This is a genomic window from Pseudomonas sp. RW10S2, from assembly GCF_014268985.1.
GTDB lineage: Bacteria > Pseudomonadota > Gammaproteobacteria > Pseudomonadales > Pseudomonadaceae > Aquipseudomonas > Aquipseudomonas wayambapalatensis.
Genome location: NZ_JABWRO010000027.1, coordinates 21,222 through 42,788, shown reverse-complemented (window position 1 = coordinate 42,788; position 21,567 = coordinate 21,222). Strand labels below are relative to the sequence as shown.

20 protein-coding genes are annotated in these 21,567 nt (G+C 64.1%); 3 read left to right on the top strand and 17 right to left on the bottom strand.

Translation table 11 applies throughout. The features are described 5' to 3' along the window. Positions 1-23 precede the first annotated feature (23 nt). Positions 24-446 (bottom strand): OsmC family protein, encoded by a 423-nt coding sequence (locus tag HU729_RS08675; protein WP_028689009.1) that lies wholly within the window; start codon positions 444-446, stop codon positions 24-26. Positions 447-633: 187 nt separating this feature from the next. Here HU729_RS08675 and crp point away from each other — a divergent pair, with 187 nt between their 5' ends. Continuing rightward, positions 634-1,278: a cAMP-activated global transcriptional regulator CRP gene (gene crp, locus HU729_RS08670; RefSeq protein ID WP_054925379.1), complete on the top strand. Its 645-nt coding sequence runs from the start codon at positions 634-636 to the stop codon at positions 1,276-1,278. On the opposite strand, the gene HU729_RS08665 is transcribed toward crp, so the two are convergent. From HU729_RS08665 to HU729_RS08650, 4 genes are all read right to left on the bottom strand, one after another. Continuing rightward, a complete protein-coding gene (locus HU729_RS08665) occupies positions 1,275-1,979 on the bottom strand; it encodes a lipoate--protein ligase family protein (protein WP_186709557.1) in 705 nt (234 codons plus the stop codon). The two genes, crp and HU729_RS08665, sit on opposite strands and share 4 nt — an antisense overlap. A gap of 92 nt (positions 1,980-2,071) precedes the next feature. After that, positions 2,072-2,905 (bottom strand): indole-3-glycerol phosphate synthase TrpC, encoded by an 834-nt coding sequence (gene trpC, locus HU729_RS08660; RefSeq protein ID WP_186667565.1) that lies wholly within the window; start codon positions 2,903-2,905, stop codon positions 2,072-2,074. Next, the gene (trpD, locus tag HU729_RS08655) at positions 2,902-3,951 is read right to left on the bottom strand and encodes an anthranilate phosphoribosyltransferase (RefSeq protein ID WP_186667564.1); all 1,050 of its coding nucleotides are present in this window, start codon (positions 3,949-3,951) and stop codon (positions 2,902-2,904) included. The genes trpC and trpD overlap by 4 nt, the downstream gene beginning before the upstream one ends. 9 nt (positions 3,952-3,960) lie before the next feature. Beyond that, positions 3,961-4,554 (bottom strand): aminodeoxychorismate/anthranilate synthase component II, encoded by a 594-nt coding sequence (locus tag HU729_RS08650; protein WP_186709556.1) that lies wholly within the window; start codon positions 4,552-4,554, stop codon positions 3,961-3,963. Positions 4,555-4,917: 363 nt separating this feature from the next. Between HU729_RS08650 and estP the strand changes: the two genes are divergently transcribed. Continuing rightward, positions 4,918-6,807, top strand: coding sequence for an esterase EstP (gene estP, locus HU729_RS08645; RefSeq protein ID WP_186709554.1), 1,890 nt, complete (start codon positions 4,918-4,920; stop codon positions 6,805-6,807). 145 nt (positions 6,808-6,952) lie between these two features. Here estP and trpE read toward each other — a convergent pair whose 3' ends face one another. The 9 genes from trpE to HU729_RS08600 all read right to left on the bottom strand — a co-directional run bounded on the left by trpE (position 6,953) and on the right by HU729_RS08600 (position 17,868). After that, on the bottom strand, positions 6,953-8,434 hold the full coding sequence (trpE, locus tag HU729_RS08640) for an anthranilate synthase component I (protein ID WP_186709552.1): 1,482 nt from the start codon (positions 8,432-8,434) through the stop codon (positions 6,953-6,955). Positions 8,435-8,504: 70 nt separating this feature from the next. Continuing rightward, complete coding sequence (locus tag HU729_RS08635) at positions 8,505-9,323, bottom strand: phosphoglycolate phosphatase (RefSeq protein WP_186667561.1); 819 nt, start codon at positions 9,321-9,323, stop codon at positions 8,505-8,507. Beyond that, a complete protein-coding gene (gene rpe, locus HU729_RS08630) occupies positions 9,320-9,994 on the bottom strand; it encodes a ribulose-phosphate 3-epimerase (protein ID WP_054892234.1) in 675 nt (224 codons plus the stop codon). The genes HU729_RS08635 and rpe overlap by 4 nt, the downstream gene beginning before the upstream one ends. 229 nt (positions 9,995-10,223) lie before the next feature. Continuing rightward, the gene (locus HU729_RS08625; RefSeq protein ID WP_054892233.1) at positions 10,224-11,051 is read right to left on the bottom strand and encodes an ABC transporter permease; all 828 of its coding nucleotides are present in this window, start codon (positions 11,049-11,051) and stop codon (positions 10,224-10,226) included. Between the two features lie 11 nt (positions 11,052-11,062). Next, positions 11,063-12,310, bottom strand: coding sequence for an ABC transporter permease (locus HU729_RS08620; RefSeq protein WP_186709551.1), 1,248 nt, complete (start codon positions 12,308-12,310; stop codon positions 11,063-11,065). A 67-nt stretch (positions 12,311-12,377) separates the two neighbouring features. Further along, positions 12,378-13,412 (bottom strand): ABC transporter substrate-binding protein, encoded by a 1,035-nt coding sequence (locus HU729_RS08615; protein WP_054892231.1) that lies wholly within the window; start codon positions 13,410-13,412, stop codon positions 12,378-12,380. 40 nt (positions 13,413-13,452) lie between these two features. Beyond that, a complete protein-coding gene (locus tag HU729_RS08610; protein WP_186709550.1) occupies positions 13,453-14,565 on the bottom strand; it encodes an ABC transporter ATP-binding protein in 1,113 nt (370 codons plus the stop codon). A gap of 274 nt (positions 14,566-14,839) precedes the next feature. After that, positions 14,840-15,469 (bottom strand): response regulator transcription factor, encoded by a 630-nt coding sequence (locus tag HU729_RS08605; protein WP_054892229.1) that lies wholly within the window; start codon positions 15,467-15,469, stop codon positions 14,840-14,842. A 14-nt stretch (positions 15,470-15,483) separates the two neighbouring features. Beyond that, positions 15,484-17,868: a sensor histidine kinase gene (locus HU729_RS08600; RefSeq protein WP_186709549.1), complete on the bottom strand. Its 2,385-nt coding sequence runs from the start codon at positions 17,866-17,868 to the stop codon at positions 15,484-15,486. A gap of 94 nt (positions 17,869-17,962) precedes the next feature. On the opposite strand from HU729_RS08600, the gene HU729_RS08595 reads away from it, so the two are divergent. Then, positions 17,963-18,964, top strand: a complete 1,002-nt coding sequence (locus HU729_RS08595) for an alpha/beta hydrolase family protein (protein ID WP_186667557.1) — start codon at positions 17,963-17,965, stop codon at positions 18,962-18,964. A gap of 42 nt (positions 18,965-19,006) precedes the next feature. Here the strand turns inward: HU729_RS08595 and HU729_RS08590 are convergent, their stop codons facing one another. The 3 genes from HU729_RS08590 to HU729_RS08580 are packed head-to-tail and all read right to left on the bottom strand — an operon-like array spanning position 19,007 to position 21,460. Then, positions 19,007-19,771, bottom strand: a complete 765-nt coding sequence (locus HU729_RS08590; RefSeq protein ID WP_186709562.1) for a TerB family tellurite resistance protein — start codon at positions 19,769-19,771, stop codon at positions 19,007-19,009. Position 19,772: 1 nt separating this feature from the next. Further along, the gene (murU, locus tag HU729_RS08585) at positions 19,773-20,444 is read right to left on the bottom strand and encodes an N-acetylmuramate alpha-1-phosphate uridylyltransferase MurU (RefSeq protein WP_186709548.1); all 672 of its coding nucleotides are present in this window, start codon (positions 20,442-20,444) and stop codon (positions 19,773-19,775) included. Beyond that, the gene (locus HU729_RS08580) at positions 20,441-21,460 is read right to left on the bottom strand and encodes a phosphotransferase (RefSeq protein WP_186709546.1); all 1,020 of its coding nucleotides are present in this window, start codon (positions 21,458-21,460) and stop codon (positions 20,441-20,443) included. Before HU729_RS08580 ends, murU begins: the two co-directional genes overlap by 4 nt. Positions 21,461-21,567: the final 107 nt, after the last annotated feature.

Sequence of the window (21,567 nt, the reverse complement as noted above, 5' to 3'; positions counted from 1 at the left end):
GGCCGCCAGGCGGCCCCACAGTCTCAACCCAGCTCCACGATCTCGTAGCCATGGGTGATTTCCACGCCCGCCCGATCAAGCATGATCGAGGCCGAGCAATATTTCTCGGCCGACAGCTCCACTGCCCGCTTGACCTGCGCTTCCTTCAGCCCGCGGCCTTTGACCACGAAATTCAGGTGGATCTTGGTGAACACCTTCGGATCTTCGCTGGCTCGCTCGGCCTCAAGGAAGGCTTCGCAGCTTTCCACCGCCTGTCGGGACTTCTTCAGGATGCTGACCACATCGAAACTGCTGCAGCCACCCAGGCCGAGCAGCAGCATCTCCATCGGGCGGACGCCCAGGTTACGACCGCCAGCCTCGGGAGGACCGTCCATGACCACGACATGCCCACTCCCCGACTCACCGAGGAACATGGCCTCACCGGCCCACTGGATGCGCGCCTTCATCTATCCGGACTCCTGATTTCGTAAAAGGCCGTCAGCTTAGACCTTGTAGCGCCGTCGGAAAAGCTCAAGACGTTAGGGTTTCATGCCGATAAACCCAAAGTGTCTGATAAGCTGACGCCAAATCACTGGCGCCCCTGTCAGTAACCTCCTACAAAATGCCTCTGCGTCGCTCGAACAGGATTTCGTGATGGTAGCCTCAGCACTCCCTGCCAAGATCAAGAATATCGACAAGCTGCTGGTGCACTGCCAACGCCGCCGCTATGCCGCCAAGAGCAACATCATCTGCGCCGGCGACCGAGCCGAGACGCTGTCGTTCATCGTCAAGGGTTCGGTGACCATCCTGATCGAGGACGACGAAGGTCACGAGATGATCATCGCCTACCTCAACAATGGTGATTTCTTCGGTGAGCTGGGGTTGTTCGAACCGGCGGGCCCCGAACAGCAGCGCAGTGCCTGGGTACGGGCCAAGACCGAATGCGAGGTGGCCGAGATCAGCTACGACAAGTTCCGCGAGCTGGCCCGCCACGATCCGGACATTCTCTACGCCCTTGGCAGCCAGATGGCCCAGCGCCTGCGCAACACCACGCGCAAGGTCGGCGACCTGGCCTTCTTCGACGTCACCGGCCGCGTCGCTCGTTGCCTGCTCGACCTGTGCAAGCAGCCAGATGCCATGACCCACCCCGACGGTATGCAGATCAAGATCACCCGTCAGGAAATCGGTCGGATCGTCGGCTGCTCGCGCGAGATGGTCGGCCGCGTGCTCAAGGATCTCGAGGAACGCAGCCTGGTGCAGGTCAAGGGCAAGACCATGGTGGTCTACGGCACCCGTTAATCCTCGGGCAGCGCCGCGATCACCTCGGCGTAGGCCTGGGACAGCCGTTCGAACCAAGGGACTGCGGGCGCCACTTCATGCAAGGCAATATGGCTGTCGGCACGGCAGCGTTGCTCCAGCCCACAACATTCGTTGAAACGATTGACCGCCGCCACCATCGACTCACGCTCGTTGTCCAGCAGCAGCGCCCCATGCACCAGCACCACCGGGCGCTTGCCGCCCAGCCCCTGGCGCCAGCGCTGGGCAGTGCCGACCAGCTTGCGGCCGTTGAGATTGACGTTGTAGCGACCATCGCAGAACGCACCTTCGATCTCCCCGACCGACGCCACACCACCCCATTCGCGCAAGACATCGCACAGCGGCAGGCACAAGCGCTCGTATGCGTTCTCGATGCGTCCGTGATCGCCTTCGCTGCGCGGTGCGACGTAGACCAGCGCCACGTTCACCGTCGAATGGGATTGCGGCACGGGTTCACCACCGGTTTCACGCAGCAGCACGGGCCAGCCGGCAATCGCCAGCTCCGCACAGGCAGCTTCGAAATTATCGACCCGGCTCATGCGCCGTGGCATGACCAGCGCATGGTCGGTGGGGCGCCAGAAGAGCACACCAGATTCACGCTCGCCACGGCAGACGGCGGCGAGCAGCTCCTGTTCGGCGTGCAGGCCCTGCTCGACGGTGAGGGCCAGGGGTTGATCGGTCATTGATCCACCTTGGAAGTTAGGTCCACTTGCCCACGAAAGGGCCAGAACAGGCATACAAAAAAGCCGGCATCAAGCCGGCTTCCGTATCTTGATCAGTCCAGAGGCTGAACAGTCTTCTTCACCTGATCCGGGAAGAACAGCCGCTGCAGTTCCAAGCCCGGCTGCTCGGCCCGCATGAAGGCCTCGCCCACCAGGAACGAATACACTTCGTTGATTTCCATCAGCTCCACGTCGGCGCGGTTGAGGATACCGCTCTCGGTGATCGCCAGGCGGTCACGCGGAATGCGCGGCAGCAGGTCGAGTGTGGTATCCAGGCTGACCTCGAAGGTGTGCAGGTTGCGGTTGTTGACCCCCACCAGCGGCGTGTCGAGGGTTTTCAGCGCGCGCTCCAGCTCATCGCCATCGTGCACCTCCACCAGCACATCGAGACCGACATCCTTGGCAGTGGCGGCAAGCTCGGCCATCTTCACATCGTCCAGTGCCGAGACGATCAGCAGCACGCAGTCGGCGCCCAGGGCGCGGGCTTCGACGATCTGGTAGGGATCGACCATGAAGTCCTTGCGAATCACCGGCAGCGACACGGCGGCGCGGGCCTGTTGCAGGTATTCGTCAGCGCCCTGGAAGTAATCCACGTCGGTGAGTACCGACAGGCAGGTCGCGCCGCCCTTCTCGTAGCTGACCGCGATTTCCGCAGGCACGAAGTGCTCGCGGATCACGCCCTTGCTCGGCGAGGCCTTCTTGATTTCAGCGATGACCGCCGGCTGCTTGCGCTTGGCCTGTTCGATCAAGGCGTTGGCAAAGCCGCGCGGAGCATCGGCGACCTTGGCCAGACGCTCCAGCTCGGCGAGGCTCACGCGCGCGCTGCGCTCGGCCACTTCCTGAAACTTGCGGGCGATGATTCTTTCCAGTACCGTCGGTACGCTCATGCTCCGTTCTCCTGCTTGAATACCGCGGTAAAGGCGCCCAGCTCCTGGAGTTTTTCCCAGGCAAGGCCGGTGTGCAGTACATCGTGGGCGAGTTCGACGCCCGATTTCAGGCTCATCGCGTGGTCGGCGGCATACAGCGCGGCGCCGGCGTTGAGCACGATCATTTCGGCAGCTTTCTGGCCATTTTCGGTCTTGCGGCGGCCCAGGGCGTCACGGATCAGCGCCAGCGAAGCCTGCGGATCCTCGACCGCCAGGCCGTGCAGGCTCTGGCTCTTCATGCCAAGGTCTTCCGGTTCTACCCAGTACTCGGTGATCTCACCGTTCTTCAGTTCCGCAACGAAGGTCGGTGCGGCCAGGCTGAATTCGTCCAGGCCATCCTTGGAGTGCACCACCAGCACATGCTTGCTGCCCAGGCGCTGCAACACTTCGGCCAGCGGGCGGCACAGGGCCTGGGTGAACACGCCAACCACCTGGTGCTTCACACCGGCCGGATTCGTAAGCGGGCCGAGCATGTTGAAGAGCGTGCGCAGGCCCAGGTCGCGGCGCGGGCCAGCGGCATGCTTCATTGCGCTGTGGTGAGTCTGGGCGAACATGAAACCGATCCCCAGGCTATCGATGCAGCGGGCCACCTGTACCGGCGTAAGGTTCAGGTAGATACCGGCCGCCTCCAGCAGGTCGGCGCTGCCGCTCTTGCCGGACACCGCCCGGTTGCCGTGCTTGGCCACCGGGCAACCGGCCGCGGCGAGCACAAAGGCCGAGGCCGTGGATACGTTGAAGATGTTGGCCCCGTCGCCGCCGGTGCCGACAATGTCGACCACGCCGTCGAGGCTCTTGAGCTCGACCTTGTCGGCCAGCTCACGCATGACCGAAACAGCACCGACGATCTCGTCGATGCTCTCGCTCTTCATGCGCATGCCCATCAGGAAGGCGCCGATCTGCGCCTCGGTGCATTGTCCTGTCATGATCTGACGCATGACATCGCGCATTTCTTCTGTGGACAGGTCCAGGTGGCCGACGATGCGGCTCAGCGCGCTCTTGATATCCATGATCGGTCCTTAGCGGCGGCCGCCGGTCTGCTTGAGGAAATTGGCGAACAGCTCGTGACCCTGCTCGGTGAGGATGGACTCGGGGTGGAACTGCACCCCTTCGATGTTCAGGGTTTTGTGACGCAAGCCCATGATCTCGTCGACCGAACCGTCTTCATGGGCAGTCCAGGCGGTAACTTCGAGGCAGTCCGGCAGGGTTTCGCGCTTGACCACCAGCGAATGGTAGCGGGTCACGGTCAACGGGTTGTTCAGGCCGGCGAACACGCCCAGGTCGCGGTGTAACACTGGGCTGGTCTTGCCGTGCATTACCTGGCGGGCCCGCACCACGTCACCGCCGTACGCCTGGCCGATGGACTGGTGACCCAGGCACACGCCGAGGATCGGCAGCTTGCCGGCAAAGTGCAGGATGGCCTCGATGGAAACGCCTGCCTCACTGGGCGTGCAAGGGCCGGGCGAGACGACGATGCGCTCCGGGTTGAGGGCTTCGATCTGGGCGATGGTCAGTTCGTCGTTGCGAATGACCTTGACCTCGGCACCCAACTCGCCGAGGTACTGGACGACGTTGTAGGTGAAGGAGTCGTAATTGTCGATCATCAGTAACATCTGGGGGCAACCTCTTGAATCTACTGACTGTGCTTTCGAACCTTCCTGCGTCGGCCATGGGCGCGGTTCTGCCGCGACGGCGAAACTGGAACGACAGGAGGGCAAACGGGGACGGGCCGGACAGGACCGGCAGGAGAAAGAGTCAGGCGCGCCAACGCCAACGGGCGTGAGCCTTGATAACGCGCATCAGGAGTTTGCTGACGATCAACACGGGGTAGTTCTCGCTCATACGTCCCGGCACAGTAGCCTACCGCGACGAGAGGCGCAATACGCCGTAAATACCGGGAAACGAACGGACCGCGCGCTTTTTTGCTAAGGTCTTCGGGCTTGTCTCCATAAAAACAATGAAAAGGAACTTCACACATGCGACAGCCACCTTTCCTGCGCACGGCCCTGTGCCTGCTCACCCTCGCCTGCAGCCAGGCCATGGCAGCACCCTCGCCATACTCTTCGCTGATCGTGTTCGGCGACAGCCTCAGCGATGCCGGGCAGTTCCCTGACCTCACCGGTGGCACCGAGGGCCGACGCTTCACCAATCGTGATGCCAATGGCAACTTCGCCCCGGTATCGCCAATGATCCTCGGCGGGCGCCTCGGCATCGACCCGGACCAGCTCAACCCGTCGACCTCCCTGGGAATTCGTCCGGACGGCAACAACTGGGCAGTCGGCGGCTACCGGACCGACCAGATCCTCGACTCCATCACCGACTCTTCCGAGCTGATCGTACCGCCGGGCAACCAGGGAGCCGGGACCGTCCTGCGCGAACGCCCGGGCTACCTGGCCAATGGCCTGCAGGCCGATCCGAATGCCCTTTATTACATCACCGGCGGCGGCAACGACTTCCTTCAAGGCCGCGTCAACAGCGCCGCCGATGCAGCCGCCGCAGGTGCGCGCCTCGCCGCCAGCGCCCAGGCCCTGCAACAGGGCGGGGCGCGCTACATCATGGTGTGGCTGCTGCCCGACCTGGGGCAGACCCCGAACTTCAGCGGTACACCACAGCAGGGGCCGCTGTCGCAGCTCTCGGGCGTGTTCAACCAGTCGCTACTCAACCAATTGCGCCAGATCGATGCCGAAATCATCCCGCTGAACATCCCCACCTTGCTCGGCGAAGCACTGCGCAGCCCGGCGGAGTTCGGCCTGGCCGCAGACCAGAATCTGGTCGGCACTTGCTACAGCGGCGACAGCTGCGTGCAAAACCCGGTCTATGGCGCCAACGGCAGCAACCCCGACCCAACCCGGCTGCTGTTCAACGACTCGGTACATCCAACCATTGCTGGCCAGCAACTGATCGCCGACTACGCCTACTCCATCCTCGCCGCCCCTTGGGAACTGACGCTGCTTCCGGAAATGGCCCACGCCAGCTTGCGTGCTCACCAGGATGAGCTGCGCAACCAGCGGCAGACACCCTGGCAGGCGGTCGGCCAGTGGCAAGCCTTCGTCGCCACCGGCGCCCAGGACCTGGATTTCGGCAGCCAGCGCAGTTCGGCAAGTGGCGATGGCCGCGGCTACAACCTGACCCTCGGCGGCAGCTACCGGCTCGATGATGCCTGGCGCGTCGGTCTGGCAGCGGGCGTCTACAGACAGAAACTGGAGGCAGGCCAACAGGACTCGGACTACAAGCTCGACAGCTACCTGGCCAGTGCCTTCGCCCAGTTCCGCCAGAACCGCTGGTGGGCCGATACGACGCTGACTGCCGGCCACCTGGACTACAGCGACCTCAAGCGCAGCTTTGCCCTCGGCGCCAGCGAACGCACCGAGAAAGGCGACACCGATGGCGAGGCCTGGGCCATCAGTGGACGGCTGGGCTACAACCTGGCCGCCGACGAGAGCCGTTGGCAACTGGCTCCGTTCATCAGCGCCGACTATGCACGGGTCAAGGTCGATGGTTATGACGAGAAGAGCGGTCGCTCGACGGCCCTGAGCTTCGATGATCAGGAGCGCAAGTCCCGCCGACTGGGCGCGGGCCTGCTGGGCACTGTGCAGGTGCTGCCAAGCACGCGGTTGTTCGCCGAGGTCGCGCGCGAGCACGAGTTCGAGGATGACCGCCAGGACCTGACCATGCACCTGACCACCCTGCCGGGCAACGACTTCACCCTGGCCGGCTACACGCCGCACAGCAACCTGACCCGGGCAAGCCTGGGCCTCAGCCATGAACTGGTGCCGGGGGTGAACCTGCGGGGGAACTACAACTGGCGCAAGAGTGATGAGCTGCGTCAGCAGGGCGTCAGCCTGGCGGTGAGCCTGGACTTTTGAGGGTTAACCCATCGCGTGGCCAGCCCGCTCCTACAGAAATTGCAGTGAACCTGTAGGAGCGGGCTGGCCCCGCGATGGGCTGCACAGCAGCCCCCTCACACCACCAAAAAAAACGGCGCTCACCAGAGCGCCGTTTCTTCATCCATCAGCCGCGCGGCGTCTGCTCGGCAAGCGCCACGGCCCGGAACATCGCCCGCCGCTTGTTGATTGTCTCTTCCCACTCCAGTGCCGGCACCGAGTCGGCAACGATACCGCCACCGGCTTGTACGTGCAGCTCGCCGTCCTTGATCACCGCAGTACGGATGGCAATGGCGGTGTCCATGTTGCCGTTCCAGGCAAAGTAACCCACTGCACCACCATAGACACCCCGCTTGACCGGCTCCAGCTCGTCGATGATCTCCATCGCCCGGATCTTCGGCGCGCCCGACAAGGTGCCGGCCGGCAGGATCGCTCGCAGTGCGTCCATCGCCGTCAGCCCCTCGGCCAGCTCGCCGGTGACGTTCGAGACGATATGCATGACGTTCGAATAACGCTCGATCACCATTTTCTCGGTCAGGCGCACGCTGCCCGTGGACGACACACGCCCCACATCGTTGCGCCCCAGGTCGATCAGCATCAGGTGCTCGGCGATTTCCTTGTCGTCCGACAGCAAGTCGTCTTCCAGCGCGCGGTCGGCCTCCTCGTTGGCGCCGCGTGGGCGGGTGCCGGCGATCGGACGTACGGTGACCAGATTGTCCTCGACCCGCACCAGCACTTCCGGCGAGCTGCCGACCACATGGAAGTCGCCGAAGTTGAAGAAGTACATGTAGGGCGTCGGGTTGAAGCAGCGCAGCGCCCGGTACAGGTCGATGGGCGCAGCCTTGAAGTCGATGGACATGCGCTGCGACGGCACGACCTGCATGCAGTCGCCAGCGAGGATGTACTCCTTGATCCGCCCGACCGCATTCTCGTAGTCGTCCCGGGTGTAGCTGGAGCGGAATTCAGGCTCAGCGGCCATCGGCCCGCTGAGGTCCAGTCCCCGACGCGGAGTGATCGGCTGACGCAGCGTGTCGAGCAAGCCCTCCAGACGCGCCTTGCCCTGCTCGAAGGCCTGCTCCTCAGACGGGTCGACCAGCACGATCGCATGCATCTTGCCGGCCAGGTTGTCGAACACCACCACGGCGTCGGAGACCATCAGCAGGATGTCCGGCACCCCCAGCGGATCCGGGTTCGGGCAGGCGCCCAGGCGCTTCTCGACATAGCGCACGCAGTCATAGCCGAAATAGCCGACCAGGCCACCATTGAAGCGCGGCAGGCCTTGAATGTCGGCGACCTTGTAGCGGTCCTTGAACGACTCGACGAATGCCAGTGGATCTTCGACCTCGTGGCTCTCTACCTCGACGCCATCGTGCAGGATGCTCACACGGTAGCCGTGCACGCGCATCACCGTGCGCGAAGGCAAACCGATCATCGAGTAGCGCCCCCACTTCTCCCCGCCCTGCACGGACTCGAGCAGATAAGAGTTGGCCTGGTCGGCAAGCTTCAGGTAGATCGACAGCGGCGTATCGAAGTCGGCCAGGGTTTCACAGGCCAGGGGAATGCGGTTGTAGCCGGCAGCGGCCAGGCGCAGGAATTCTTCGCGGGTCATGGGTAGCCTCGTGGCAAGCAGCAATGGGTTCGGGCAAGCGGACGGGCCGGCAGGCGCCGGCGAGCGGGAGTCAGGCGCGCCAGCGCCAACGGGCCAGGGCCTTGATGACTTTCATCCAGAATTTGCCGGTAACACCCACAGTGGAGTCTCTGTCTTGGGAGGCTTGAAGGTCCGCCCACGTTATCCCAGTGTCGGTGACTAAGCAACCGGGCAGCAGCAGGCGCAGATCGTCGAGTACCAGGCTCGGTGATTCCTCGTCGATCGGCCGGCCGTGGTTGTAGCCGTAGGTCAGGCCGACGCTCTTGACCCCCGCGGCCCTGGCCGCCTGCACGTCACTGCGCGAGTCGCCGACGAACAGCGACTGCTCGGGTGCGATGCCGGCCATCTTCATGACGAACAGCAGCGCCGCCGGGTCGGGCTTTTTCTGTGGCAGGGTGTCGCCACCGATGATCCAGCGGAAATAGCGACCAATCTTCATCTGGTCCAGCAACGGCCCGACAAAGCGTTCGGGCTTGTTGGTGATCAGGGCCATCTCCACGCCCTGCTTGCGCAACCAGCGCAAGGTGTCGCGCACGCCCGGGTAGACCACGGTCAGCTCATGGCTTTCACCATAAGCTTCCATGAACAGTGCCAGCGCACGCTCGGCCAGTTGCGCATCGACAGCGTCGTGCTCGATGCCGCCGGCCAGGGCGCGGCGCACCAGCACCTCGGCACCGTTGCCCACCCACTGGCGCACGGCATCCAGCCCTGCGGGCGGGCGCCCGAGTTCGAGCAGCATGCGGTCCACGGCGGCGGCCAGGTCCGGTACCGAATCGATCAACGTACCGTCCAGATCGAACATCACCAGCCTGGGCAGCGTCCCCGGGAACAGCTGCTCGAAGCCACTCATGGGCGGGCCTGGGCCAGTTCGGCACGCATCTTGGCGATCACTTCCTGGTAGTCCGGGGCGTTGAAGATCGCCGAACCGGCCACGAAGGTGTCGGCGCCAGCAGCGGCGATTTCGCGGATGTTGCCGACGTTGACGCCGCCATCGATCTCCAGGCGGATATCACGTCCGCTGGCATCGATCAGGGCGCGGGCCTCGCGCAGCTTGTCGAGGGTGCCGGGGATGAACTTCTGCCCGCCGAAGCCTGGGTTGACGCTCATCAGCAGGACCATGTCGACCTTGTCCATCACGTATTTCAGTGCGTCCAGGCTGGTGGCCGGGTTGAATACCAGGCCGGCCTTGCAGCCGCCGTCCTTGATCAGTTGCAGCGAACGGTCGATGTGTTGCGACGCTTCCGGGTGGAAGGTGATGTAGGTCGCGCCGGCCTCGATGAAGTCGCCGATGATGCGGTCGACCGGGCTGACCATCAGGTGCACATCGATCGGCGCGGTCACGCCGTACTTGCGCAGTGCCGTGCAGACCATCGGGCCGATGGTCAGGTTAGGCACGTAGTGGTTGTCCATGACATCGAAGTGAACGATGTCGGCCCCGGCGGCCAGAACCTTGTCGACGTCCTCACCCAGGCGGGCGAAATCGGCGGAAAGAATGGAGGGGGCAATAGCGTAGGGCTGCATGGCGCACCTATGTGGTGGAAATCACGGTGGCGCGCATTGTAACTCAGGGAAGTGGACGGGGGCTGATTGGTATCAATTGGTGTCGAGCAGTGCCCGAAATCGGCAACGGTTGCACTGGCCTCTTCGCGGGCAAGCCCGCTCCTACCAGTACAACGCTGCCCTCATGAGCAGCGGGGCAACCGTGGGAGCGGGCTTGTCCCGCGATGAGGCCGGTGCAGCCGCCGCAGGATCAGGCCGGCTGCTGGGTCCGCAACTTCTCGCTGCGTCCGCGCAACCACTCCAGGGTCAGCAGCAGGATCACCGAAAACGCAATCAGCAACGTGGCCGCCGCCGCAATGGTCGGGCTGAGGTTCTCGCGGATACCGCTGAACATCTGCCGCGGCAGGGTCGCCTGCTCGGGCCCGGCGAGGAACAACGTCACCACCACTTCATCGAACGAGGTGGCGAAGGCGAACAGCGCCCCGGAGATCACTCCCGGTGCAATCAGCGGCAAGGTCACCCGACGGAAGGTCAGCAAGGGCGAGGCGCCGAGGCTGGCTGCGGCGCGCACCAGGTTGTAGTTGAAGCCCTGAAGCGTCGCCGACACGGTGATGATCACGAACGGCACACCGAGCACCGCGTGCACCAGGATCAACGAAATGAAGCTGTTACCCATCCCCAGCGGCGCGAAGAACAAGTAGCTGGCCACACCGATGATCACCACCGGCACCACCATCGGCGAAATCACCAGCGCCATCACCAGCGACTTGCCGGGGAAGTCGCCGCGGGTCAGGCCGATCGCGGCCAGGGTGCCGAACACCATGGCCAGTACCGTGGCCGCCGGAGCGACGATGATGCTGTTCTTCAGCGCGCGCATCCATTCGGCAGAGGCGAAGAAGTCCTGGTACCACTGCAGCGAAAAGCCTTGCAGCGGGTACACCAGGAAGCTGCCGCTGTTGAACGACAGCGGAATGATCACCAGCACCGGCAAGACCAGGAACAACAGGATCAGGCCGCAGAGAATGCGCAGGCTGTAGAACCAGACCCGCTCCACGGGCGACATGTAAGGGCTCAGCATGACAAGGCTCCTCAGCTCAGGCGCAGGCGGCTGGCGCCGACCAGCCAGCTATAGATCAGGTACAGCAGCACGGTTGCCAGCAACAGCAAGCCGCCCAGGGCCGTGGCCATGCCCCAGTTGATGCTGGTGTTGGTATAGAAGGCGACGAAATAGCTGACCATCTGGTCGTTCGGGCTGCCCAGCAGGGCCGGGGTGATGTAGTAGCCGATGGCAAGGATGAACACCAATAGGCAGCCGGCGCCGACACCAGCGTAGGTCTGCGGGAAATACACTCGCCAGAAGCTGGCGAACGGATGACAGCCCAGCGAAATCGCCGCCCGCATGTAGCTCGGCGAAATGCCCTTCATCACGCTGTACAACGGCAGGATCATGAACGGCAACAGGATGTGCACCATGGAGATGTAGACCCCGGTGCGGTTGAACACTAGCTCCAGCGGCTGATCGATGATGCCAATGGCCATCAGCGCGCTATTGATCAGGCCGCCAGACTGCAACAGCACGATCCACGCCGCCACCCGCACCAGGATCGAAGTCCAGAACGGCAGCAGCACCAGGATCATCAACAGGTTGCTCTGCCGGGTCGGCAGGTTGGCCAGCAGGTAGGCGAGCGGATAGGCCAGCACCAGGCAGATCACGGTGATCACCACCCCCATCCACAGGGTGCGGGCAAAAATGTCCAGATAAATGGCCTGGTCAGGGGTGGTCTTGGCCAGTTCGCCCAGATCATCGATGCGGTGATCCAGCGAGGCCAGCAGGTAGAAAGGTGTCACCTCGCTGGTGTTACGGCGAATTGCCTGCCAGTAGGCCGGGTCGCCCCAGCGCTCATCAAGGGCTTGCAGGGCTTCTTTATAGGAAGCCGGTTCGGTCTTGAACGGCAGTGCACGTGCTGTCTTGGACAGCAGGCTGCGGTAGCCGGCCAGTTCCATGTTCAAGCGCTTGGAAAGCTCGCCCAGGGTCTGGTTCTTGCGCGATTCGGCCAGGTCCTCGCTGAGGGCCTTGTATACCGCCTCGTCGGGCAGGCTCTTGCCGTCCCACTGCAACACGGCTTCAACGGTGCGCGGCAGGCCTGCGACCACCTCGGGGTTTTCGACGCTCTTGTACAAAAGTGCGGCGATCGGTACGAGGAACACCAGCAGCAGGAACAGCGCCAGCGGCGCGATCAACGCCTGGGCCTTCCAGCGGTTGACCCGTTCGGCGCGCTTGAGGCGCTGTTTTAGACTTGGACCTGCGCCTTCATTCAGGGGCACTGCAATGGCCATGGCGAACTCCGAAAAACACAGAAAACGAGGGAGCGCCGATCAAACCCCGGCGCTCCTTTGAGGCGCGTTACTTCTTCGCAGCCCAGGCGTTGAAGCGTTGCTCCAACTGCTCGCTGTTGTCGGCCCAGAAGGCCACGTCGATCTGCACCTGGTTGGCGATGTTCTCGGGCGTGGTCGGCATGTCCTTCTTCACATCGTCCGACAGCAGTTCGATGGCCTTGGAGTTGGCAGGCCCGTAGGCGATGTTCTCGGAGTAGATCTTCTGCTGTGCCGGTTGCACGGTATAGGCGATGAACTTCTTCGCCTCTTCCACGTTCTTCGCACCCTTCGGAATGGCCCAGGCGTCGAAGTCGTAGATCCCGCCGTTCCACACCACCTTCAGGTTGCTGTCCTTCTGTACCGCAGCGATCCGGCCGTTGTAGGCCGAGCTCATGACCACGTCACCCGAGGCCAGGTACTGCGGCGGCTGGGCGCCGGCTTCCCACCACTGGATGTTCGGCTTGAGCTCGTCGAGCTTCTTGAAGGCGCGGTCTACACCGGCTTTGGTCTGCAGCACCGAGTACACATCCTTGGGCGCTACGCCGTCGGCCATCAGGGCGAATTCCAAGGTGTACTTGGCGCCCTTGCGCAGGCCGCGCTTGCCGGGGAATTTCTTGGTGTCCCAGAAATCGGCCCAACTGGTGGGCGCGGTCTGGAGTTTGTCGGCGTTGTAGGCCAGCACCGTGGACCACACGAAGAAGCCTACGCCGCAGCCCTGGATCGCACCGGGTACGTAGTCGGCCGCGTTGCCGAACGGCGCGGGGTCGAGCTCCTCGAACAGGCCTTCCTGGCAACCGCGCTCCAGCTCTGGCGACTCCACCTCCACCAGGTCCCACGACACGCTCTTGGTATCGACCATGGCTTTGACCTTGGCCATCTCGCCGTTGTACTCACCAGCGACGATCTTGCCCTTGCCGGCCTTCTCCCATGGCTCGTAGAACGCCTTGACCTGGGCTGCCTTGTTGGCGCCGCCGAAAGACACCACGGTGAGGTCCGCGGCCAGGGCCTGGCCCGCGGTGAACAGCCCCAGGGCCAGGGCGGTCAGTTTCAACTGCTTGCGCATTATTATTCTCTCCACAGTACAGGGTTGGTGAAGCAATCGATCAGTGGGCTTCGGCAATCGGATCGAGCGCGCGGGCGTGCTCCACCTCCCAGCCAAGCGGTACCACATCGCCCACGGCCAGGGCCGGGTCGAGCTCGGCGATTGGCTGCTTCACGAAGAAGTCGGCCTTGCCGCAGACTTCCAGGCGCACCCGCACGTGGTCGCCCAGGTAGATGAACTCGGCCACGCGGCCGGAGAAGCGGTTGACGCAATGCTCGCTGTGGCCGTTGAGGCGCACGCGCTCGGGGCGGATCGAGAGGGTCACCGGCTCGCCGGCCTGGCCGACGTTCACCGCCAGCGCCTCGACCTTCTCGCCACGTGCCAGTTGCACCTGGCAGCGCTCACCGTTGCGCGCCAGCAAGGTGCCGTTGATGCGGTTGTTCTCGCCGATGAAGTTGGCGACGAAGGTGTTGGCGGGCTCTTCGTAGAGGGTGCGCGGGTCGGCGATCTGCTGGATCTCACCCTGGTGGAACACCGCCACGCGGTCGGACATGGTCAGCGCCTCGCCCTGGTCGTGGGTGACATAGACCACGGTCACGCCCAGGCGCTGGTGGATATGCTTGATCTCCATCTGCATGTGTTCGCGCAACTGCTTGTCGAGCGCACCGAGCGGCTCGTCCATCAGCACCAGCTGCGGCTGGAACACCAGTGCCCGCGCCAGCGCCACACGCTGCTGCTGGCCGCCGGAAAGCTGGCCGGGGTAGCGCTTGGCGAAGCTGTCGAGCTGGACCATGTTGAGCACACGCTTGACCCGCTCGCTGATGTCGGTCTTGCTCAGGTTGCGTACGCTCAGGGGGAATGCCAGGTTCTCGGCGACGGTCATGTGCGGGAACAGCGCATAGTTCTGGAACACCATGCCGATGTCACGCTTGTGCGGTGGCACGTTGTTGATCGAGCGACCGGCCAGCTGGATCTCACCGGCGGTTGGGGTCTCGAAGCCGGCCAGCATCATCAGGCTGGTGGTCTTGCCCGAACCGGAAGGGCCGAGCAGGGTGAGGAACTCGCCCTTGCGGATGTCGAGGTTGAGGTCCTTGACGATCAGCGATTCGCCGTCGTAGCTCTTCTGCACACCACGGAAGCTGACCAGCGTCTCGTTCGAATTCGCCTCGCTCATGCCCTGCACCTTCTTGTTGGAATGACTGCGTAGGCAAAAGACTAGAAGAACGGCAAAGCCCCGGAAATCGGGGGTACTGAGAGAATGCCATCATCCGGATGGAAGAGTTGTTGTAGGGATTGCCCTACACGAATGACGCGATTGGAACACTCCTCATCCCGACACCTTCAACCGGTGTAGGAGCGGGCTTGCCCGCGAAAAAGACACCGCGCTGCCTGGCACGGGCTACGCCCGTGTTCGCGGGCAAGCACGCTCCCACAGATGCATGTCGCAATCAGACCAGCTTGTGCTCCATGGCGTACTTCACCAGTTCGGCCAGCGAGTTGACCTTGAGCTTCTGCATCAACCGCGCCTTGTGGGTACTGATGGTCTTGCTCGACAGCGCCAGCTGCTGGGCGATGTCGTTGACGTTGGCACCCTGGGCCAGACGTTCGAACACCGAGAACTCACGCTCCGACAGCAGCGTGTGCAGCGGCCGGGTCTCGGTCAGCCCCACCTCGAAGACCATGCGGTCGGCCAGCACCGGGTCGATGTAACGCCCACCTCCGGCGACGCGGCGGATCGCAGTCAGCAGCAACGCCGGGTCGCTATCCTTGGTCGCATAGCCTGCCGCCCCCGCCTTGAGCGCGCGTGCCGCCATCTGCGCTTCGTCGTGCATCGACAGCACCAGGATGGCCGGCGGACTGTTCAGCGCGCGGATTCGCGGAATCGCCTCCAGACCATTGACGCCCGGCATCGAGATATCCAGCAGCACCACCTCGCAGGGTGTATGGCGCAGGGTTTCGAGCAACTGCTCGCCATTGCCGGCCTCGCCCGCTACCAGCATGTCCTTGGCCAGGCCGATCAATTGCTTGATGCCTTCACGAACAATGGTGTGGTCTTCGGCCACCAGCACTCGAATCACGGTGTTTCTCCTAACTAAAGAGGGATGGCCACGCTCAGGCTGGTGCCCTCGCCCGGCTCGCTTTCCAGGGTCACGCTGCCACCGAGCATCAGCACCCGCTCACGCATGCCGACCAGGCCGAAGGAGGTGGGGCGTGGCTGATCGGGACTGAAACCGGCGCCATCGTCGATCACTGTCATGCGTAGCCAGTCATTTTCATGCTTGAGCTCGATCTGCACCGTATGCGCCCTGGCATGGCGCATGACATTGGTCAGCGCCTCCTGCAGGATGCGGAACAGCCCCGTGGCCTTGGCATCGCTCAATGCTGGCAGATTATCCGGCACTTGCACCAGGCAAGGAATCTGCGTGCGCGCCTCGAAGCGCCGGGCCTGCCATTCGATGGCCGAGGCGATCCCGGCATCGAGGATCGGCGGGCGCAACGCCGTGGCCACATCGCGCACCAGCTGGAACAACTGGGCGATCAGGCGCTTCATGCTGGTGAGTCGCTCGTTGAGCCCCGGGTCGAGCTCGGCGAACGCCAGTTCGCACATCGACACCTCCAGCTTGAGCACGGTGAGCATCTGCCCGAGCTCATCGTGCACTTCCCGGGCGATCCGCGCCTTCTCTTCCTCACGCACGCTCTCCAGGTGCGCCGACAGCTCACGCAGTTGCTCCTGGGAGCGCGCCAGCTCCAACTCGACCCGTTTGCTCTGGGTGATATCCCAGACAATGCCGTCCCACACCACCCGGCCATCGGCCTGGCGCCGGGCGCTGGCCTTGATGTCGGCCCAGCGCTGCAGGCCTTCGCGGGTGACAATACGGCCTTGCCAGGACCAGTCGCGATCACTGGCCAGCGCCAGGTCCTGGACCCGGTGATAGTCGGCGCGGTCATCGGGGTGGACCAGATTGCGCAGCCCCATGTCCGCCTGCTGGATCTGCGTGGGGGCATAGCCGACCAGCGCCTCGCTGCCCTCACTGACATAGGGAAACTCAGGCTCGCCCTCGGCGGGATCACGTTCCAGGCGAAAGACAAGCCCCGGCACGTTGCCCGCGATGCCCTTGAGCCGCGCCTCACTCTCGCGCAGGGCCGCCAGGGCGCGGCGGCGCTCGGTGATATCGGTGATGAACACCACTAGGTATTCGGCATCGCGAAAACGCAGGAAGCTCAGTGACAGCTCCACCGGCAGCACGCTGCCATCGGCACGACGACACAGGGTTTCGAACGCTTGCGCCCCACTGTCACCCGTGCGGGCGCGCTTCCACAATTCAAGCCAGCGGTCCATGTGCAGGCTCGGCTCGATATCGATCAGCGGTCGCTCGAGCAATTCGCCCTCGCCATGGCCAAGCATGCGTTCGGCAGCATGATTGGCGTAGCGCACGTGGCTGTCCCAATGCACCCAGAGGATGCCGACGGTGCTCTGGTCGATGGAGAACTGGCTCAGCCGCAGTGCCTCTTCGCGGGTCTGGCGTTCGAGCAGGCTCTCACGCGCACTCAGCAGGCTTCGCTCGAGCTGGCGCTGCCGACGACGCTGCATCGCCAAAGTGGCCATCGCGCAGAGCAGCAACAAGCCGAACAACAGCGCAAGGTTCTGCCAGAACCCCGCCGACTCGCTCAGGCGCGGGTACTTCGGTTGCAACCAACGCTGGTGCAACTGCTCCAGTTCCTTGGCCGGCATCGCCTGCAGACCGCGCCCCAGCACGTCGGCCAACAGCGGCCAGTCGCGGCGCGAGCCGATACGCAGCAATTGCGGCAGGCCAATATCGCCCACGACCACCAGATCACCGAACTCGCTCTCGCGCGACAGGCGGCTGAACTGCGCCTCGTCGAGCACGGCGTAGCGGGCCTGTGCACCCAGCACCAGTTGCAGCGCCTCGCGCTCATTGGGCACACCCTGCAGGTTGAGATTGGCGAAGTTGCCACGCAGGTAATCGGCCAGGCTGCCAGGCATGCGCACGGCCACCCGGTCACTGGCGCCGAGCTGCTCCAGATCGACCGCCAGCGCACCACTGCGCAGGCCGACCAGCAACTGCGGCACACGCATGTAGGGGTCGCTGAACAGCCACAGGCGCAGGCTCGCCGGGGTTTGCACGAGGCCCGGGGCAAAGTCGATCTCGCCAGCCTGCAACGCATGCTCCAGGTCGGCCTGGTCAGGGAAGTTGCGCCAGGTCAGGTCAAGGTTCAGGGCACGCCCCAGCCAGCTGACCAGCTCGACGTTAGCCCCGTACAACTGCTGCAGGCGCCGGTCGAACTGGGCATAGGGTGCTTGCAGCACCAGGCCCACGCGCAGGCTGCGATGGCTGTCGAGCCATTGCTGCTGCGCAGGCTCGAGCGCCACCGACGGGGGCACCGGGGCTTTGGCCAGGGCGATCAAGGGCAGGCACAACCAGCCGATAACCAACAGGCAACGCATTCGCTTCATCGATACGCTCGTCTTGGCAATGACGGCCACCTGCGTGGCCGTCGCGGGCAAATACTATTAGGCTGCCGGTATCATTCTGGCCTTGGGTTGATCCATGTTCATACTTTATCGCACGACGCTGGCCATGTTCTGCCTGGCCTCGGCCCTACCGCTCGCGGCCCACGCCGCCGACTCCGAGAAACCCACCGCCGCGGCCGAAACGACTGCCGTGCGCGCGCCCCTGGCCGAACGCAGCCAGGAAGACGCCCTGGCCCTGGAGCGACTGGTGCCCAAGGCCGAACAGAAGACCTTGCAGGCCGACGGCGAAAACTTCCTGGCGCTGTGGAAACCGGCCAACGACAGCGACCCGAAAGGCGCCGTGATCATCGTTCCCGGTGCCGGCGAAACCGCCGACTGGCCCAATGCCGTCGGCCCGCTGCGCAATAAGTTTCCCGATGTCGGCTGGCACAGCCTGAGCCTCAGCCTGCCCGACCTGCTGGCCGACAGCCCGCAGGCGCGCAGCGCAGACACACCTGCGGCGAAGCCGGTCAAGGATGAGGGCAAGGGTGCCAGTGCACCGGCCAAGGATACGCCGGACGACGCCAACGCCAACGTTGCCCAAGCCACGGCCGCCGACGCTGATACCGCGCAGGGCACAGACGCCGTGCAGGCCGACGAGCAGAGCGACTCGGCCGACGCCACCCGCATCTTCGCCCGCCTCGATGCTGCCGTGGCCTTCGCCCAGCAGCAGAATGCCCATAGCATCGTACTGATCGGCCATGGCAGCGGGGCCTACTGGGCCGCGCGCTATGTGAGCGAGAAGCAGCCGCCACAGGTGCAGAAGCTGGCACTGATCTCGGCGCAGACACCGGCACGGGTCGAGCACGACCTCGAAGCCCTGGTGCCGACGCTTAAGGTGCCGACCGCCGATATCTACTTCGTGACCCGCACCCGCGACCAGAACGCCGCCAAGCTGCGCCTGCAGGCCAGCAAGCGCGAGAAGGACAGTCAGTATCGGCAGTTGTCGCTGATTGCCATGCCGGGTGACAAGGCGGCAGAGCAGGAGCAGTTGTTCCGGCGGGTGCGGGGATGGTTGATGCCGCAGGCGTCGGAGTAAGGGGCTGAGTGCCGCGAAGAATCCACCACCGCACGCTGCCCCTCAGATCCCCCGCCGCTTGCGAATCAGGGCATAGGCCTGGTGCAACTCCCGCGTCCGCTCGGTCGCCTCGCGCACCCGGGCCTCGCTCGCACCGCTTCCGACCAGCTTGTCCGGGTGATGCCGGCTCACCAGTCGGCGATAGGCTTGCTTGATCCGATCGCCGTCGGTATCGGCCTCGACACCCAGCAGCCGCAGCGCCGCGGCATAGGTCATCACCCCGCCCCCGACCGCAGAACGGCTCGGCTCATACTCTTGTGACAAGGCCTGCACCTGGTTACGGCTCATGCCCAATTGCTGGCCCCAGTCCAGCAACAGCTCACGCTCGTGCCGCCCCGCCTTGCCATCGGCCCAGACCATGCGCCAGCACGCCCGCAGCGTACCCTCCGCGCCGTGGGGCTGCTGGCCGATACGGCGCAGATACTGCCCCAGGCGGTCCTTGCCCGACTTGCCGCGGTTGAATGCCGCAATCGCCCGCAAGCGGGCGGGCTCTGCAAGGTCCAGCCGGGTCATTTCCTGACGAGCCTGGTAGATATGCCCTTCCGCGACTCGCCCATCACTCTTGGCCAGGCGCCCCAGCAACACGAACAGCAACTCTTCGTCGCGCAAGGCCGGACGCCCGCCCAGGCGCTCGCGCACATCATCCCATCCCTGCAGGCGCAGACGCCGGTCCATGGCCTGCCCCAACAAGGCGCCCAGCAAGGCGCCGGGAATGCTGGCCACGGCAAAACCGGCTCCGGCACCAATCACTGTGCTCGGCCACCACATGTCAGGCACGCTCGCCGATCAGGCGCTCGACCTCGGCCAGGCGCTCGAGGGTGCCGACGTCGATCCACTGTCCAGGATAATGCTCACCAGTCACCTGCCCGGCGGCCATTGCCTGGCGCAGCAGCGGTGCGAGCTTGAAGGCACCGGGCTGGCAGCTTTCGAACAGCTTCGGGTCGAGCACCGACAGGCCGCTGAAAGTCAGGGTGCCGGGGGTATCGTCGCCATCGACGACGCGTGTGCCATCGAGGCGGAAGTCGCCACGCCCGTGATGCCCCGGATTGTCCACCAGCACCAGGTGCGCAAGGCCCTGAAGCGGTTGGCACAGGCGCTTGAAGTCGTAGTCGGTCCAGACGTCACCGTTGACCAGCAGGAACGGCGCATCCCCCAGCAGCGGCAGCGCCTTGAAGATGCCGCCGCCGGTCTCCAGCGGCTCGCCCTCGGGCGAATAGCGGATCTTCAGGCCAAAGCGGCTGCCGTCACCCAGGTGATCCTCGATCTGCTGCCCGAGCCAGGCATGGTTGATCACCACGTCGCGCACCCCCGCCCTGGCCAGGGCCTCGAGGTGGTACTCGATCAGCGGCTTGCCCGCCGCAGGCACCAGGGGCTTGGGAGTGTGCAAGGTCAGCGGGCGCATGCGCTCGCCCTTGCCTGCCGCCAGGATCATCGCTTTCATGGGTGTGCCCCGGCCTTGAGTTCGCCAATCAGTTGACCAAGCTCGGCCAGTTCCGGGCGACGGGCGATCACTTCATCTATATAGGCGAAGAAACGCGGCACGTCGGTGAGGTAGCGCGGTTTGCCATCGCGGTGGCAGATGCGGGCGAAGATGCCGATCACCTTGAGATGGCGCTGCACGCCCATCAGGTCGCTGGCACGCTGGAACTCTTTGAACTCAGGCTGCACCGCAATCCCTGCGGCCCGCGCCTTGTCCCAATAATCCCGCAACCAGCCATCGACACGCGCCTGCGGCCAGCTGAGGAAGGCATCCTTGAACAGGCAGGTGATGTCGTAGGTTACCGGGCCGTAGACGGCGTCCTGGAAGTCCAGCACGCCTGGATTGGGGGTGCTTTGCATGAGGTTGCGCGGCATGTAGTCGCGGTGCACCAGCACCTTGGGCTGGGCCAGGGCGCTGTCGATCAGTTGCTGGCTGATACGCTGCCAGCTGGCCTGCTGCGCTTCGGTGAAGGCCAGCTTCAGTTCACGCCCCACATACCACTCGGGAAACAGCTCCAGTTCGCGGCGCAGCAGCGCGGTGTCGTAGCTCGGCAGCGGCGCTTGCATCGGCAGTTGCTGCTGGGCCAGCAACCCATCGATGGCATCGGCGAACAGGCTATCGGCGTTGTCGTCACCGATGATTTCCAGATAAGTCTTACGCCCCAGGTCGCTCAACAGCAGGAAGCCGCGCTCCAGATCCTGGGCATGGATCGCCGGCACATTGATACCGGCGCTGGCCAGCAAATGGTCGATAGCGACGAAAGGTGCGCAATTTTCCTGCGGCGGTGGCGCATCCATGATCACGAAGCTGTGTCCGCCGCCTTCCCAACGGAAGTAGCGGCGAAAGCTCGCGTCGCTGCTGGCTGCGGTCAGACTGCCCGCGGGCACGTCGCCCCAGGCGTTTTCGCGAAAAAGATTCTGTAACTGTTCTTCGAGCCACACAGTCAGCTGTTGCAGGCGTACATCATGATCAGGCATTACAAGGGTCTCCGACGGCCCCTAGCCGTCAAGCGGGTCATGCTTTATTATCCAGCATCTTTTTCAGACCATCGAGAGGCGTGCGGCCCCACACGCGGGCAGATGGC